Below are 15801 nucleotides of genomic sequence, written 5' to 3'. Positions count from 1 at the left end.
TACCAAGAGGTCCTGGTTGTTCAGGTCAATTCACGGATTCCCACCCGCCCGCAACGATCAGTTTGTTCACGGGCTCTAAGCGGTCCAAGCTGCTGCCGGACGGCGGCTGCCTGAGTGAGGACGAGCTGAAGGCCCTGGGCGCCGAGCTGGCTGAGGCGCTGGGGGCGGCACAGACGATCGGACGGATGGACCGCACACCCGCGGCCCGTGACTACTGGCACGATCTGTACCCGCGTCTCGCCGCCGACCACGCGGGGGACGGGCCGGTGGCACAGGTCATTGCCCGTGCCCCCGCACAGATGCTTCGACTGTCGGTGACCGCGGCACTCTTGGACGGTAGTGACGTCATCGACCTGCCGCATGTGGAGGCTGCGGAGGCCCTGTGGTCGTACGCGGAGGACTCGGCCTGGTACCTGTTCGGCGGCGGCACCAGCAACCCCGACCTTGACCGGCTGAAGACGTTCGTCGACCACGCGGGAGGTGACGGCGCCGCCCGGAAGTCGATCTATGTGGAGTGCTTCGGCAAGCATCGGTCATCGACCCAGGTCGACGCTCTGGTCGACCAGCTGATCAAGCTGGGCGGTTACGAAGAGTGGTCGTCCCCTACTGCTGGGCGACCTGTCAAGGGGGTGCGGCGCATTAAGGGTCAGTAAGCGCATTAAGGGCCTGACCTGCGAAGGAGTGGAAAGGTTTCGGGGACATAGTGCGCACCCGCGCACTAAGGGTCAGAGCGTTGCCGCAGGTCAAGTCCTTAGGGCGCAAAATGCGCTTAGTGCGCACCCCCAGCCTCGCACCTTCGGCGGCGGCTACGTGCAGTAAGGGGTACCGGCATGATCGACCAGACACATGACCCGACGGTCGACACCGACGTCGACGCCGACCGCGCCTGGGAACTTCTCGATCGAATGCGAAGTCATCTACTACAAGGCTCAGCTCGACGTCTACAACGCCAGGATCGCCGCCTCCGCCTGGCCGATCCGCACTCGAAGGCCAACTGCAACATCTACCCGAATGAGCCACACACCTGGACCATGCCTAGGAATCGAAGGCGGAGCGAGCGGCTCATCTAGATTTTAGTCCCGGGAGAGAGAGAACGACGGTCGGACAGGCTGCGCCTACGGCACCGCCGCCCTCGCCGCAGTGATCACGATGACGGGGGTGATGGCGGACAACGGATTCGGAGCGGCAGCCGTTCTGCCGCTGTTTCCCGCTCGCTGGCGGCCTTGTCGCGCGCGTGGTAGCGGGCGATCTCACCAACGCCCGTGTCGTCGGCGGGGCCGGTGACCTCGGCGCCGACGTCGTCGCCACCGCGCCCGACGGTAGGCGCATCGTGATCCAGTGCAAGCGGTACGGGCCCATCACCAAGGTCGGCAGCCCCGACCTCCAGCGCTTCGGCGGCACCTGCTTCAGCGTGCACGGCGCCCAGGTGGCAGCCGTCGTCACCACCTCGGTGTTCACCCGACCGGCGGCCGAGTACGCGAGCCGTCATGGCATCCGGCTCTTCGCCGAGGCTGCACTCGCCGCCTCGGCGACCCGGACCGGGCCCGCTCCCTGGATGCTGTAGCCCTCAGGAGTTGGCCACACTGGCCCCCTGGAGTTGTACCTATGGCCCGGCCGCCTCTACGCACAGCAACCGGGCATCGGACTATCGTGGAATCGGACCCTTTTCACAGAAGCGACATATACGACTCTAAAATCCCGCAGGCCACACATACTGGCCCCTCGCTGCACGACCCTGGGGGGATCATGCACACCCGCGTACGCATGGCACTGGCCGCACCCTGCCTCGCTGCGCTGACCGGCCTCACCGCCTGCGGCGGCAACGGCACGGATAGCACCCCCGCCGACAAGCCGGCAGCCACGCAGGACAGCACTCCGGCCGACAAGCCCGCGACCACGCAGGACAACACGACCGGAGCAGGGGCCGCCTCACTGCCGGACATGATCGGTAAGGGACTGCAGTTCGCACAGGACCAGGCACAAGACGCAGGCTTCTACAACCTGACCTCGCACGATGCCCTCGGTCGTGGCCGCGGGCAGTTCGACGACCGCAACTGGAAGGTCTGCTTCCAGACCCCGAAAGCTGGCGAGTACCCCACCGACACAAAGGTCGACTTCGCCACTGTCAAGCTCGAAGAGACCTGCCCCGCCACGGACCAAGGCACCGAGACCGAGACCGCCGGGTCGGCAATGCCCGACTTCAAGGGAAAGTCCGTCAAGGTCGCCCGCGAGGCCCTCGACCCCAGCACCAGCATCACCGTCAACGACGCCTCCGGCCAGGACCGCATCATCGTCATCGAGTCCAACTGGAAGGTCTGCTCCCAGGACCCCGCCCCCGGCACCAAGCTCGAAGGCCAGCCTGTGACGCTCAACGCGGTGAAGTTCGAAGAGTCCTGCTGACACCTACCCAGGCCTGATGTCATGCCTGCTTCAGGTGCTCGCTGAGGTGCTGGAACGAGGTCCAGGCGTCGGGATCGGTTCCGTCTCCGAGGGAGTAGTGGAGTGCGGAGCCGAGCTGCACCGGCGCGGGGCCCTCGAGAGGGCGCTCGGCACGGGCCGGCCCGATGCGCCTGGCTACGTCGTGTCCGAGCGTGAACGTGACGGGGATCGGCGGGTGTTCGAGGCGCGGAGGGACGGTCAGATCGCGGCGGGCGGTGCGGAGAGTGGTGAGCAGGGTGACGAGGCCGTGCTGGATGTCGAGTTCGGCAGCGAGTTCCTCGATCGCGGCCAGCGGCGGTGCCTCGCCCTTGCCGTAGCCGAGTGCGAGGGTGATGTTCTCCTCGACGCCCGCCGGTGTGCGGAGCACGCGCATGGTGGCGAGGGCGGGTCGGTTGGGGGACCCGACGGCGATGAGCCAGGTGGGGCGGGGGGCCCGTGCGCGGGCCAAGTCGGTCAACTCCCGGGTGGACCAGCGGAGGTTGACCGGTTCGGCGGTGCTCCATCCCGCCGGTGGGGCGCCGGTGAGGTGCTGAAAGGCAGTCTCCAGGGCGCGGCCGAGGACGAGGTCCTTGTCGGCGGGGTGGCGGGTGCGCAAGGTGAGGATCAGCTGGCGGTCGCCGGTTTCGGGAGTGGAGGTGAAGGCCGCGGCGACCCGGGGGGCGCCCTGATCGTCATGTACGGAAGTGAAGTTGCCGTTCTTCCAGTGGAGTAGGGCGCCGGACAGACCGTCGTAGTACCCATGCTCGGGGTCCTGGACGACCCAGCGGTTGGGCAGGCCGCGCAGGGCGGTTCGGGTGGGCAGGGTGAGGCGGGTGGTGGGTGGGGTGACGATCTGCAGGGCGCGGTCGGCGGTTGTCGCGGTGCGCAGGGCGTCGGCCAGCCAACTGGTCATGGCGACTAAGGGACGGTCCTGAATGACCACGGCCGTCGGGTTGGTGAGGACGTCCACAGCGGGGGCGCCGGTGGCGGGTGCGGGGATGGCCGAGACATCGGTGGTGAGGGGGACGACGTCGGTGGTGGCGGCCTCGGGCGGCCAGACCGTGCCGCCGAGCACGGTGGCCAGGCGTCCGGCGAAGGAGCCGGCAAGTCGGCCGGCCTCGGCGACGGCGGTGAAAGCACGGGCCTCGGTCCACCACACCGGCCCGTCGACCGGGTGGTCCAGTAGGCGGGCGGTCTCGCCGGGGACCTGGATGAGGATGGGTGCCTCGACGGAGACGAGTGGGCGGCCGTCGGGGGCGCACAGCTGGACGACGGCGCCGTCGGCCAGGGTGTTCACGCCGAGGTCGGGGCCGCCGGCGTAGAGGCCTGCGAGAAGGGTGCGCAGGTCCGGCATCTTGGGGGTGAGGGCGATGACGTCCTTGGTCACAGGGCTTCTTCGGCGCTTTCGTCGGCTTCGCTGGTGAGAGCGGTCTGGATGAGCTGGTGGGGGCGTCCGCGACGGACGAGAGTGCCCCGGCCGGGCGGCTGCTGGGAGGCATACAGGCCGGGGAAGAGCTGGCCCTCGGTGCGGTCGCCGGTCATGACGAGCGCAGGGGAGCCGGTTTCGCGCACGGCGGTCAGCAGGGGCTCGTACAGTGCGCGGGAGGCGCCTGCGGTGCGGCGGGCGAGGACGAAGTGCAGGCCGATGTCCTGGGCGGAGGAGATGTACGGCAGGAAGGGGGTCAGCGGTTGCTGGCCAGCGGTGGTGAGGATCTCGTAGTCGTCGACGAGGATGACGATGCGCGGGCCGGTGAAAGCGGGCTCGGCGCTCATCGGTGCGTCGGGGTCCGCCGTCTCCGGCAGGCGCTTCTCCAGCTCGGCGGCGATTCCTGTGGACAGGGCTGCGGCGAGCTTGGCGTTGTGGGCGTAACCGCCGCGGTAGGGCTCCGGGATCACCCCGCGCAGGCCGCGGCGTGGGTCAAAGACGCCGAAGACGAGTTCCTTGTCCGAGTGGCGCTCGACGAGCTGGCTCGCGATGAGTCTCAGCAGGTTGGTCTTGCCACACTCGTTGTCGCCGAGGATCAATAGGTGCTGGTCCGTGCCGAACAGGTCGAGCAGGGCCGGCGCGAGGGTGTCCTGGTCGACGCCGAGGGGGATCTTCGTCGGCTCGGCGGCCAGCGAGGGGAGTTTTGCGGCGGGTAGGAGGGTGGGCAGCACCCGTACGGGCGGGGCGAGTTCGCCGTGCCAGGAGGCGCGAATGGTGCCGGCGGTGTCTTCGAGGGCCGCGCCCAGGTCGTCTGTGGCCGGTCGGGTGTCGATACGAGGCAGGGCCACCTGGGCGAACAGCTTGCCGTCGGTCAGGACCCGGCCTGGTACGTCGGGGGCGAGTGTCTCGGACAGCTTGCGGTCGATGGAGGAATCGGCCGGGTCGTTGAGGCGCAGCTCGATGCGGGTGCCGAACATCGACTGGGTGGCGATGCGGACGTCGTTCCAGCGCAGCATGCCGGCCACGACATGGATGCCGTAGCCGCCGCCCCGCTTCAGCAGGTCGGCCACCGGGTCGTCGAGGTCGGCGAACTCGTCACGCAACGCCCCGAACCCATCGACGAGGAGCACCACATCCGTGGCACCGAGCTGAGGCAGCTTGCGCTGTGCGCGGAGGTGGCGCAGCTGGTCGACGGAATCGATGCCAAGCTCGCGGAACAGTTCCTCGCGCTCGCCCAGCATGGCGCGCACCTCGGCGACCGTGCGGGCGGCGCGCTGGTGGTCGGCGCGTGAGGCGACGCCCCCGACGTGCGGGAGCCCGGAGAGGGCGGACAGGCCGCCACCGGCCAGGTCGAGGCCGTACACGGCTACGTCGTACGGCGTGTGGGTCAGGGCGAGCGAGAGGGCGAGGGCGCGCAGGAGAGTGGTCTTGCCCGACTGCGGGCCACCGATGATGGCCGCGTGCCCGCCGGAGACGGTCAGGTCCAGCAGCCACGGCTGCTGCCACTGCCGGGCCGGGTCATCGAGGATCCCGAGTGGGGCGCGCATTGGGCCGCCTGCGTGGGCGAGGCGTACTCCGTCCGTGTAGGCCTGGAGAGGGCCGGCGGCCATGTCCAGGGTCGTGGCGTCGGGCAGCGGGGACAGCCAGATGCGTCGTGTCGGTGGCGCAGCCGTCGCGATTTGGTCGACCATGACGGACAGGGTGGTCGGCCCGGTCTCTCGCTGAGTAGCGACGAGCTCCTCGACGACCTCGCTGTTCTGGCGATGGGGGGTGTTGTACGTCGGGTAGGGCCGGGCGAGGGGCTCGTCGTCACGCTCCTTCCGCAGGGCGGGGCCCTGGTAAGCGCCGGAGACGTAACCGGCCTTGAAGCGCTCGTAAGTTGACGTGTCGACCTTGAGGTAGCCGAAGCCTGGCAGCGGCGGAAGGTGGAAGGCGTCGGTGGTGTCGAGGACCGTGCGGGACTCGTCGGCGGAGAAGGTGCGCAGCCCCAGCCGGTACGACAGGTAGGTGTCCAGCCCCTTGAGCTTGCCGCCCTCGATGCGCTGGCTGGACAGCAGCAGATGGACGCCGATGGAACGGCCGATGCGTCCGATGGACAGGAACAGGTCGATGAAGTCCGGCTTGGCGGTGATCAGTTCACCGAACTCGTCGATGACGACGAACAGATGCGGCAACGGCTCCAAGTCGGGGCGCCGCGTGGCGCGCAGGGCGGCGTAGTGGCCGATGTCGGCGACGTTCCCGGCGTCCTTGAGTACCTGTTGGCGGCGTTTGACTTCGCCGGCGAGGCTGGTGTGGACGCGTTCCACGAGCCCGGCCTGGTTCTCCAGGTTGGTGATCACCCCGGCCACATGCGGAAGTTCGGCGAAGGGGGCGAAGGTGGCGCCGCCCTTGTAGTCGACCAGGACCAGGGCCAGGTCCTCCGGGGAGTGGGTGGCGGCGAGCACGAGGACGAGGGTGCGCAGCAGTTCACTCTTGCCGGAGCCGGTGGCGCCAACGCACAGTCCGTGCGGGCCCATGCCGAGCTGGGAGGACTCCTTGAGATCCAGCAGCACCGGCTCGTGCCGGTCGGTCAGGCCGATGGGGACGCGCAGGAAGTCCCGCTCAGTTCGCGGCGCCCACAGTTTCTCCAGATCGAGCGCGGCCGGGTCGTCGATGCCCAGCAGGGCGGGGAAGTCGACCGGCCCGGACACGGGCGTTCCCTCGGCCGCCGACTCCACGGACAGGCGCAATGGGGCCAGCATGCGGGCGATGCCTTCCGCACCCGGCGAACTCACCGCGTCCACTGTGCCCTGGGAGACGTTTCCGCACAGGTCGTCCACGGTGATCCGGTTGCCGTCGACGGTGATGCGCACGCTCACCTGGTCGGGCTCGTGTACCTGCTGCTGAAGCAGGTACAGCACGGTAACGCCCATCTCCGGCAGGCCGATCGCCGAGTCGGGGCGCGGGAGTTCGGCCGCCGTTTCACCGTATGAGTCGTTGATCACGAGCATGCGGGACATCAGGCGTAGAGCGTCCTTGCCCCTGCCGGACAGTCCGCGGCGCACCTCTGCCGCGTACCCGGCGCGCTGCCGTAGGTCGCCGGCGCACAGCCGGGCCAGCTCCGCCAGGCCGGGGGCGATCCTGCGGGCGGCGACCGGGCCGTCGTATGTCTGTGGGTCGAGCACGTGCGGGAGCCATTTGGCCCACGTCCAGGCGGACTCGTCGGTGGTGCCGAGGGCGACGGCGACGTCGTCGGGAGCGTGTGTCACGGCGGTCTGCAGCAGGAGGGAGCGGGCGACGCGGAGGACGCCTTCGCGGTCGCCGACGATGCTGACGTTCCCGGCCCGGTCCAGCGGCACGGTGAGCGGGAAGTCCGTGGCGGTGCCGAAGCGGCTCTGCAGGGCGCGTGCCTCGTTCAGCATGAACGGGTCCGGCGGGGTGAGGACACCGCCGGTGCTGTTCTGCGCGATGTCCAGCTTCTGCGCCGGTACGTCACCGGTGCCCGCCCGCACCGAGAGGAAGTCGGCGTCTGGGCGGCGTCGCTCCCACAGCCGCGCCGGATCCCTCACGAGGTCGTACAGGGCCTCGGGCGGCGGGTTCAGCTCGCGCGCCGCCTGCCGCCGGTCCCGCTCGCCTGCTCCCAACTCCTCGCGGAGTTCCTCCAGGTACTCCAGATACCGCTCGCGCTGGACGCGTCGGGTGCGCTGGGCCTTGCCGCGCTGGGAGAGGAACAGCGCCACCGCCCCGAGCAGGGCGACGAGCAGCACGATCGCCCCGATCGCGGCGAACTGGCTGTTGCGGATGACCGTCATCAGCACGACGGAGCTGACGACCCCGGCCATGGGCAGCAGCGCGGTGGCCGCGCCTCCGAGCTTGCCCTCCGGGAGGTTCGGGGGCGCCTCGACGGTCCGGGGCGAGGCGGGCGCGAGGGGGCGGGTGCTACGGGCAGGCCGGTGGACCACTTGCTGCGTCATCGCACCGTCACCGCCCGCCGCATCACCTCGGCCGCCAGACGGACGGCCGCGTCACGGGTGCTCCGGCCCAGCATGGCGGTGTGGATGGGGCCTCCTTGGGCGAGATGACGGTCGTAGGGAAGGAGGACGACGGGCAGGCCGGGCTCGCGCAGGTGCGCGGCGGCGGCCTTCGGGTCGAGGGTGGCGTCCGGCGTGCTCGCGCTGAGGGCGACCACGGTGCTGGCCAGGGCGGAGTGCGGAAGTTGCGCCAGCCAGTCCAGGACCTGCCGGGTGCCGTGGATGCCCTCCGCGGTCATCGGAGCGACGACCACCCGGGCGTGGGCGGTGTCCATCGCCGTACGGGCCACCTCGCCGGGCAGCGTCTCGCAGTCCACGACCGTCACCGCGAAGTACCGCCGCAGAGCCAGCGTCACCGTCATGTAGGTCCGCATGTCCAAGGGGGCGCCCACGCGGCCCTGGCCCGCGGGCAGCAGCCAGCCGCCGTCCGTCACGGGTACCAAGTAGCCGGTGACGTCGGTGAGTTGCATCGAGGGCGTGAGGATTCGGGCGAGGTCGGCGCAGGACCAGCGCACTGTATCCGCGCCCATGCGCACCGGGAGCGTGCCCAGGGCCGCGTCGGCTTCCAGGGTGAGTACCGGGTCGTGCCTGTAGTGGTTGAAGGTACGGCCGAGCAGCGCGCTGACCGTGGACTTGCCGACGCCGCCGCGGATCGAGGTGACGGCAATGACCCGTCCGGTGGTGACGGGCTGCTGCAACTCTTGGGCGAAGCGGGTCAGCTCGGAGACTTCCTCATTGGCGGAGGCGGTGAGCCTGCGCAGAGAGGCTCCGGCCCGGCGCGCGACCGAGTCGCCGTGCTGTGGGCTGCCCAGGGCGTGGGCGAGCCGGGGGTCGATGGTGGGGAGGGACTCGGGGGTCGGAGTCGAGATGCGAGGGTCATGTGCCCGGCGAGGAGCCGGGGGCGATGGCGGGGGCGACTCTGGGGCAGGCCGGGAGGGCGGCTGAACTGGCTCGGTGGCAGCCTGCGCTGTCGGCCCGGGCGCAGCAGGGGCCACCGGGCGCGGGGCACCGTCGACCAGCTCTTGCAGAACGTCGCGCTGCCAGTCTGCCGCCTCTGTCATGCCGGTCACCACGCCCTACGCGAAGGTGTCGAGCAGCCGCCCGTACACCCCGAACATGCCGATCACCAACGGGAACAAGGCGATCACAGCCGCGGACTCCAGGACATCTCCGGCGCGCCGCAGTCGCACGCGCACATGCTCGGCCGGCTCCACGGCCAGCACCACGAGAGGTACGACGGCCAGGAGGCCGAGCGCGGCAACGGGACCGGCGGCCGGGGCATGATCGCCCCACACCACGCCGAGCCGCACCGCGACGACCGTCGCGGCGACGAGCAGCCCCACGACCTCGGCGGTGAGCGGGAAAGCACGCGCACGCAGCGCGAGGACCATCATCACGAGGATGCCGATCGACACGGTCCATACCGACACCGTGCGCAGTACGAGCACTCCGGCCGCGCCCGCTGAGGCGGCGAGTACGACCGTGGCCAGCGCCAGCCCGCGGTGGGTGGCCGCGAGCGCCGTACCCACCTGGTACCTGCTCACCGACACCCCGCCCGTACGCCGATCGTCCAGCCCGGTCAGTCCCGACGCCATCAGGGCGAGCCGCGGCAACACCCCGAGGGCGACGACGGAGACGACGGCGAGCAGCGCACCGAGCCGGGCCTGCTGGGTCGCAATCTCTGCCCCGTCCTGCAGCCCGATGGCGACTTCCCACACCACAAGGCAGCCGACAACCGCTCCCCCACCGATCGACGCCCCACGCCCCGACGGGGTGAACCACCCGGCCAGCAACAACGCGAGCGCTACCGCCCCCGCAACACCCGCCAGCCGCACTGCACTGTCCCAGCCGTAGGCGTCAGCGCACGTCCAGACACCCAGCACGGCGAGGCCGGCGGCCGTCGCGATCAGGGTGGCGGCGAGAGCGTGCCGCCGTGCGCGCCCGCAGACGAGACCGGCAGCGGCACAGCCCAGCGCCACGGCGAGAAGCGCCCCGCCGACTGCGGATAGGTCGAAGTGGCTGCGGGCCAGCACACCAGCGGCCAGGGCCCACAGGGCGGCGGCACATCCGGCGACAGCGCGCCGCGCCGCCGGCCGCCAGCGCCAGGCCCGTACGTCGAGGTCATCGGCGACTTCGTCGGTGACGTCATGGACGATGGGCGCGGAGGGAGCATCCTCGACCCGCACGAGCCGCAACACCGCCCCGTCGGCCACACCGGCCGACTCCAGGGTGCTGTCCTGCGCGAGTGCGGACCCGTCCGGGGTGACCAGATGCCGCAGCTCGGGTCGCTCTCCGACGCGATCCTCCAGCAGCCGCATGACCTCTGGCAGCAGAACTCCGACCGGTTCCCGCGACGGCAGTACGAGGTCGACCCGACGCCGCTCTCCGACCAGGGTGACCCGGCTGAGCGCCGCACGACTGTTGGTCGCCGAGCGACTCAAGGACCCCGTGGATATCACGCGTTTGAACCTATCACCGAGGAGAAGAGGCAGTTGGGGAGGCTGTGGTGGGAGAGGACTGGCCCGAGGGGGACACAGACGTGCCGTACGGGCTCTTTCCGATGACCCTGTGCGACACGAACGACCACCCCACACACCCGGCACACACCACCGCTGCGATCACCACCCCGGCGAACACCTTCCCGACCCGTTCGTCCAGCGACCGTCGCTGGCGCTGCGCGCCGAACAGCAGGGCGTCGCGGAGACGACGTCGGCGTACGGACACCGACTCGAGGAGCTGACTGTCGTAATCCTGCGCTGCCACGGTTGCCTCCCATCCACCCTTCGCTTACCGGCTGTTATGACTTGTGCCTGCCGGGGTTCACTGTGTGTTCTGTCCCGTGACCTCTTCGATGAATGCGACCGCTTCCGCCTCACTGATCTCCACGTGGTCGACCTCGTTGTGCCCCAGCTCGTAAAGCCGCAGATACTCGGTCGGCTCCCAGCGCAGATTCCTGGTGAACGCCTCATCATGGGCTACGCCGTTCACCATGCGGCGCCTGACGATGCCCTGAGGATTGCTGCGGGAGTAGCCCTCGCTGAACTTGGCGTAGTACGTGATGTCACCGGAGCGCGGGTCGAGAACACGGACCTCCGCTCCGCGGCTGTTCAGCCACCGCTCGAGTTCCAGTCCGTTGATCTCGCGGCGCACACCTGCCTGGTCGATGATCGCAGGGCCGAAGAGCGTGCCGGAGAGCCCTCGAACGACCGTGTGGTCGTCGAGTACTGACTTCAAGGACGTTTCACGCACTGACGCGTTGGTGAGATCGGCGCCCTCCAGCTTGACGTCGATCAAGGAAGCGCCGTCGAGCTTCGCTGCCCGGAAGCGAGCCGACCGAGCATCGACCGCGTAGAGGCTGGCACTTCCCAGGTCGGCTGCGTCCAGAGTGGCGCCCCGAAGGGAAGCCTCATCCAGTTCAGCTTTGACCAGCGACGCGCTGGAGAGGTCGGCCTCATCCAGCACGGCACCTTCCAGGTGTGCCCGATAGAGGTCGGTCCCGGCGAGTTTGGCGCTTCGCAGGACAGTCTGTGTCAGGAGCGCCATGGCGAGGTCCGCACCTGACAGGTCAGCCCCGGACAGGTCGAGTGCCGAGACATCCAGAAGCGAGTCCGCTTGCTCCACCCACTCCTGTAGAGCGGCAGCGGCCTCCGCATCAGGTGGCATCATCCGGACGACCCGGTTCACGTCACGGATACCAGACAACTCGATCACTCCACCCGTGCTGCTCGACGATCGACTTCACGTCATCGATCGCCGCTTGATTGGCATTGCGCATGTCGAGGATAACTATGCGCCCCTTGGTGACAATCTGGTCCTCCAGCTTGCGCACCCACCCCTGATTGTTCGCCGGGTTGTAGGCTCCCTTGAACGGCAGGGACTTGTCACGGACGTTGTTGAGCGGGGGCCAGTCCGAATGCACTCCCTTGATGTCGTAAAACTCCCCCGTGCTCGGCGAGTAAAGATCTCCCTGGTTGGCGCCAGGGGGTCGCTGAACATCGGTAGGGACTTTCCCATTTTCGCGCAGATCCAGCGCAACACGGGCTTCGTCCATTTCCGCCGGCTTCACTTTCCCCTTGTGATCGGGGTCCTGCTTCAGCTGGTCGAAGTCGTCGCTGTACTGCCGGGCAAGATCATTCAGGTGTGCATCGTGAGAGGTGCGCTGCTCTGGGCTGAGTTCCGGCGGCGGCCCGTTCCCCTGCACAGACTCGTCACTGTGCCGCCCCAGGTCGACGTCGGGAGTGTCGGGGGATCCTGCGCCATGCAGATCATGGTCGAGCCGAATCGAGCCGGCTCCTTGGGGAACTGGAACTCTGTCGAACAGGTCGTTCTGCGCGGCCTGGATGGCGGCGAATTCATCGCTGGAGATGCCGGGAAGGCGCCCCTTCTCGTAGAGGACATGGGTGTCCATCTTGGCGACGAAGCTCTCAGGGGTGTGAAACTGCACCTCGAAGATCTGACCAGTCGAGGGGTCCCGCCAAGTGGAATTGATGCCCTTGTACCCCGACCCCTCCCAGGTGTTCTTGAAGGTCACATTCTCGAATCCCCGGGCATGCAGTTCGTCGACTGCCTGTTGCACGCCGTGTGAGTAGTCCCTAGTGGGAACCTCAACCGTGTATCGAAGGGAATCCCTGATGTTGGCCAGAGCTCGGTCCGGCGTCAGCCGGGCGTCCTCGAGCAGGGCCGTGGCCACCTTGCGCTTGAGGGAGTCCTCGCCCTTGAGGCGGTACTCGAGACCGTTGAGCTGCCCGTGTTCGACATGGCCGGCAGCGGCTCGAATCGCCTCCGTGATGCGCGGCTCGGTCGCCAGGGCCCGGTCCATGAACTGGCCGGTGGCGGCATTCTCCTCAGGGCTCAGTCTCAGCCCCTGCGGCCCTTCCCAGGAGCCGTCTGGGAGGTTGCCCCGAGGCTCCATCGGGCCGTCCGGCAGATGTGAACCTCCGCCGAGCGGCGGGCCTCCAGCGTCACCGCCACCACCACCTGACCCGGAGCCGTGCGAGTCCGCGCTGCCGGTCCCGCCAGGGATGTCGCGGCTGTGCCCCGAAGCGGTCTCACCAGCGCCTGCCGCTCCGTGACCTGACTGCGGCGATGCGCCGTCGCCGACGTGGGCCGTGGCTTCAGGGAAACGAGCCCCCGCACCAACACCCGAGAGCTCCCTCTCTGGCGGTGTCTGGTGCTGAACGGCGCGTACGTCGGCGGGCGGCTCCTGGCGCGGAGTGTCGCTCATGGCGGTGCCGTCACGGTCGAGCGGGATGAACTCGCCGTTCTCGATGCGGACCTTGGAGCCGTCGGAGAGCTCCAGGACGCTGTGCGGGGTGCGCAGGTCCGGAATGTCGTTCACACCGCGCAGGTTCTCCGTGACCTGGGCGATCCTGGGCATGGCGTGGCCCGTCACCTTGACCGCGGCGCCGATCGGGTCGATGGCGTCGCCGACCTTCGCCACCGTGGTCGCAACCTTGGCGGCGGTGCCGGCCTTGCCCACGGAGGCGACCTTGAGCGGGCCAGCGCCCAGGGTGAGGCCGTTGAAGACGACCGTCGCCGCGGCGCGGGCCGGGTTCTCCTTCCACATGTCCCAGGCGACCAAGGACTTGCCGAACTCCTTGGCCTGTCCCTTGCTCTCCTGGGCGAAGTCGGATGCGAAGACGCCGGTGGGTTTCTGGCCGCCGGACTCCATGAGGTAGGTCTCGGCCCCGACCACCACTCGGACCAGGCCCTCCCATGCCTGCTTGGCCTTGTCCCCGCCGTGGACGCCTAACAGGGTCGCGAGGCCGTCGACCGTGCCCCAGACGTTGTCGACGATCAGCCCGTCCCAGAAGAAGCTCTTGGCGTAGTAGCCGAGGTCGTCCGGGTCCCACCAGTCGTGGGACTGGGTGACCGGTGTGCCCCAGGGGAGTTCCTTGGCCTGGTCCAGCACCTCGGCGCTGTAGCCATAGAGTTCCGCGCCTCGCGGGATGAACTGCTTGGCGCCGGTGTTCATGACGTACTGGGTGCCGCCGACCAGCGCCGTGATCTTGTTGTTGCAGGCGATCTCCGCAGCGGTGAACGCCGCCTGTGCGACGGCCACGTCATGCATCAGGGCCTGGTGCTTCTGGACCTTGTCCGCGTCGTCGGTCCAGTTCTCGTCGAACGTTCCGCTGTCGGTCTTCAGCCCGGCCACGAACGCGGTCGCCTGACTCTGAAGGAGCTCCAAACGCTTGGCGATCGGCGCGACTTCGGCGGCGTACGTCCGTAGGGCGTCAGCCACCGTGGTGACCTTGTCCCCGAAACTGTCGGCGGCATCGCGCGCCGGCGCGGTGGAGGCGAAGAGATCCTCCGCCTCCGGGGCCTCGTAGAAGGCCGACAGCCCCTGGAACTGCCGATGGGCCTCCCCGCCGGCCTTGCGGATGCCGTCCGCCTCTTCCCGCAGGGCGTCGATGTGCTGTTCCAGCTGGCCGAGATCGCCGGTGAACAGCGGGATGGACTCCGGCTGGATCACTGACGGCCTACCTTCCAGTCGCCCGGCATATCGGGCTGGACCAGTCCGGCTGCCCGGTGTTGCAGTTGGGCCGCCATCTCCAGGTCACCCTCCTGGTACGCCAGGGTGGCCTCCACCGCGCCGTTGACCGACTTGCCGATACGCACACCAATGAACTGCAGCTCGTCCGCCGTGCCTTCGATGAACTCCGCGAGGGCGGCAGCCACCAACCCGGTCTGCCCCTTGTGCTCCCCACTCGCCCCACCTGGAGCGAGCGTCCCGGCCGAGGTGGCCGCGCCTTCCAGGTCACCCGAGTACGCCTGGACGATGTCGTCCAGGACCTTCATGACGTCCCCCACGTTCGAGACCACACTTCCGACCCCGGACGGAGTGATGTCCCACCTCGGCATGCGTCAGTCCCCGTTTCCCTCTCCCCGCTACTGCTTTCGCTGCGCGTCCGGCGTCAGCCGATGTTGTCGACGGCCGCCCGCGCCTTGCCCAGGGTCGACTGCGCGGTCCCGTCGTTCTGCTCCATCGTCGTGCGGACCAGCCGGATGATCTCGCGGACCTCGTCGGCGGCGCGGTTCCAGCGCATCTCCTTGCCGTGGTACTCGTCGGCGACACCGTCCGCGGTGAAGTCGGCCATCGCGGCCTTTACCGCGCGGTCCCGGTCCGTCAGTACGCGCTCCAGCTGGCCGACGATGCCCTGCAGGCTTGTCTGGACTTCGCCGGAGGCGCTGGTGTCGTACGAACGGCGGTCCTGGTTCTGACCCACGGTTGGTTCCCCCTTGAAAACGATGACGGTGAAGGTGATTTCGGCGGATGAGCGCCTTTACGCTTCCGCGGTTACCGTGCGCCGAAGCGAGCCGCGTCGAAGTTGGCGGCACCCATGTTCTGGTTGGCGTTGTCTTCCAACTCCACGTCACCGGTCCCGAACGCGGTGTCCATGCCGGACTGACCGCCCAGGATTGCGCTGAGCGAGCTGTTCAGCGCATTCGTGATCTCGTCGGCATGGACCTTGAACGTGTCGAACGCAGCCTTCCCAGCCCCGTTGAACTTGCCTTCCAGCGGTTCCGCCGCCTGGATCAGCAACGTGATCAGCGTGCCCAGATCCTCGCTGGAACCGACCGTGCTCTTGCCGAGATCCGACAGGGTCGTCGACCCCATGTCGAACTTCATCAACCCACCCCCGTAAGCGTGTTGTGCACTGCGGTTGCTCGATTGCTGCGGCGTGGTCGCGTGTCACCCACGCCTCATAGCCTGTCAAGTATCCTCTCGCATCACGCGTTGCAGGCGCAACGCAGAAGGGGTTGAAGTGGCGTGATCTGGTGCATGACAGCCCTCTGGTGCATGACAGCCCTGAGGACCTGCTGATCCCACATCTCCTCGGATCTCCTTGATCTCCTTGATCTCCTCATGTGAACGGCCCGCCTTGCGGCAGGTCGGTGCAGCTTGGCTTTTCCTCGGGGGCGCTCACCGCAGCGTCGGCCTACGAG

The 15801-nt window shown here is 68.6% G+C and carries 12 protein-coding genes and 1 pseudogene; 3 read left to right on the top strand and 10 right to left on the bottom strand.

Translation table 11 applies throughout. From position 1 onward, the window contains the following. Positions 1-62: 62 nt before the first annotated feature. The 3 genes and pseudogenes from RMT89_RS23040 (at position 63) to RMT89_RS23030 (ending at position 2400) form a co-directional block, all read left to right on the top strand. Positions 63-653, top strand: coding sequence for a hypothetical protein (locus RMT89_RS23040; protein WP_315885663.1), 591 nt, complete (start codon positions 63-65; stop codon positions 651-653). 602 nt (positions 654-1255) lie between these two features. Then, positions 1256-1564 (top strand): annotated as a pseudogene (locus tag RMT89_RS23035) (restriction endonuclease); the annotation flags it as partial. Positions 1565-1746: 182 nt separating this feature from the next. After that, positions 1747-2400 carry a PASTA domain-containing protein gene (locus RMT89_RS23030; RefSeq protein ID WP_315885661.1) on the top strand — a complete coding sequence of 218 codons (654 nt, stop codon included), beginning with the start codon at positions 1747-1749 and terminating at the stop codon, positions 2398-2400. 19 nt (positions 2401-2419) lie between these two features. Here RMT89_RS23030 and RMT89_RS23025 read toward each other — a convergent pair whose 3' ends face one another. The 10 genes from RMT89_RS23025 to RMT89_RS22980 all read right to left on the bottom strand — a co-directional run bounded on the left by RMT89_RS23025 (position 2420) and on the right by RMT89_RS22980 (position 15484). Then, entirely contained in the window at positions 2420-3805 is a 1386-nt protein-coding gene (locus RMT89_RS23025; RefSeq protein ID WP_315885660.1) for a DUF6177 family protein, read from the bottom strand. After that, positions 3802-7797, bottom strand: coding sequence for a type VII secretion protein EccCa (gene eccCa / locus RMT89_RS23020; protein ID WP_315885659.1), 3996 nt, complete (start codon positions 7795-7797; stop codon positions 3802-3804). Before eccCa ends, RMT89_RS23025 begins: the two co-directional genes overlap by 4 nt. Beyond that, complete coding sequence (locus tag RMT89_RS23015) at positions 7794-8915, bottom strand: hypothetical protein (protein ID WP_315885658.1); 1122 nt, start codon at positions 8913-8915, stop codon at positions 7794-7796. Before RMT89_RS23015 ends, eccCa begins: the two co-directional genes overlap by 4 nt. 15 nt (positions 8916-8930) lie before the next feature. Next, on the bottom strand, positions 8931-10295 hold the full coding sequence (gene eccD, locus RMT89_RS23010; RefSeq protein WP_315885657.1) for a type VII secretion integral membrane protein EccD: 1365 nt from the start codon (positions 10293-10295) through the stop codon (positions 8931-8933). Positions 10296-10326: 31 nt separating this feature from the next. Next, a complete protein-coding gene (locus tag RMT89_RS23005; protein ID WP_315885656.1) occupies positions 10327-10617 on the bottom strand; it encodes a hypothetical protein in 291 nt (96 codons plus the stop codon). 57 nt (positions 10618-10674) lie between these two features. Further along, positions 10675-11565 (bottom strand): pentapeptide repeat-containing protein, encoded by an 891-nt coding sequence (locus RMT89_RS23000; RefSeq protein WP_315885655.1) that lies wholly within the window; start codon positions 11563-11565, stop codon positions 10675-10677. Then, a complete protein-coding gene (locus tag RMT89_RS22995) occupies positions 11540-14326 on the bottom strand; it encodes a hypothetical protein (RefSeq protein ID WP_315885654.1) in 2787 nt (928 codons plus the stop codon). The genes RMT89_RS23000 and RMT89_RS22995 overlap by 26 nt, the downstream gene beginning before the upstream one ends. Beyond that, a complete protein-coding gene (locus RMT89_RS22990) occupies positions 14323-14715 on the bottom strand; it encodes a DUF6507 family protein (RefSeq protein WP_315885653.1) in 393 nt (130 codons plus the stop codon). Before RMT89_RS22990 ends, RMT89_RS22995 begins: the two co-directional genes overlap by 4 nt. Positions 14716-14768: 53 nt before the next feature. Continuing rightward, a complete protein-coding gene (locus tag RMT89_RS22985; protein ID WP_315885652.1) occupies positions 14769-15080 on the bottom strand; it encodes a pore-forming ESAT-6 family protein in 312 nt (103 codons plus the stop codon). Positions 15081-15151: 71 nt separating this feature from the next. Beyond that, positions 15152-15484 (bottom strand): hypothetical protein, encoded by a 333-nt coding sequence (locus RMT89_RS22980; protein WP_315885651.1) that lies wholly within the window; start codon positions 15482-15484, stop codon positions 15152-15154. Positions 15485-15801: the final 317 nt, after the last annotated feature.

Origin of the sequence: Streptomyces sp. P17 (genome assembly GCF_032436805.1) — a bacterium.
Lineage (GTDB): Bacteria > Actinomycetota > Actinomycetes > Streptomycetales > Streptomycetaceae > Streptomyces.
The sequence above is the reverse complement of the archived record's forward strand: the minus strand, read 5'-3'. Positions and strand labels throughout refer to the sequence as shown.

What these genes read in the sequence shown, in the direction of transcription:
- RMT89_RS22980 (WP_315885651.1), bottom strand. Translation starts at nt 15,484, where the DNA reads ATGAAGTTCGACATGGGGTCGACGACCCTGTCGGATCTCGGCAAGAGC.
- eccCa (WP_315885659.1), bottom strand. Translation starts at nt 7,797, where the DNA reads ATGACGCAGCAAGTGGTCCACCGGCCTGCCCGTAGCACCCGCCCCCTC.
- RMT89_RS23015 (WP_315885658.1), bottom strand. Translation starts at nt 8,915, where the DNA reads ATGACAGAGGCGGCAGACTGGCAGCGCGACGTTCTGCAAGAGCTGGTC.
- RMT89_RS23030 (WP_315885661.1), top strand. Translation starts at nt 1,747, where the DNA reads ATGCACACCCGCGTACGCATGGCACTGGCCGCACCCTGCCTCGCTGCG.
- RMT89_RS22990 (WP_315885653.1), bottom strand. Translation starts at nt 14,715, where the DNA reads ATGCCGAGGTGGGACATCACTCCGTCCGGGGTCGGAAGTGTGGTCTCG.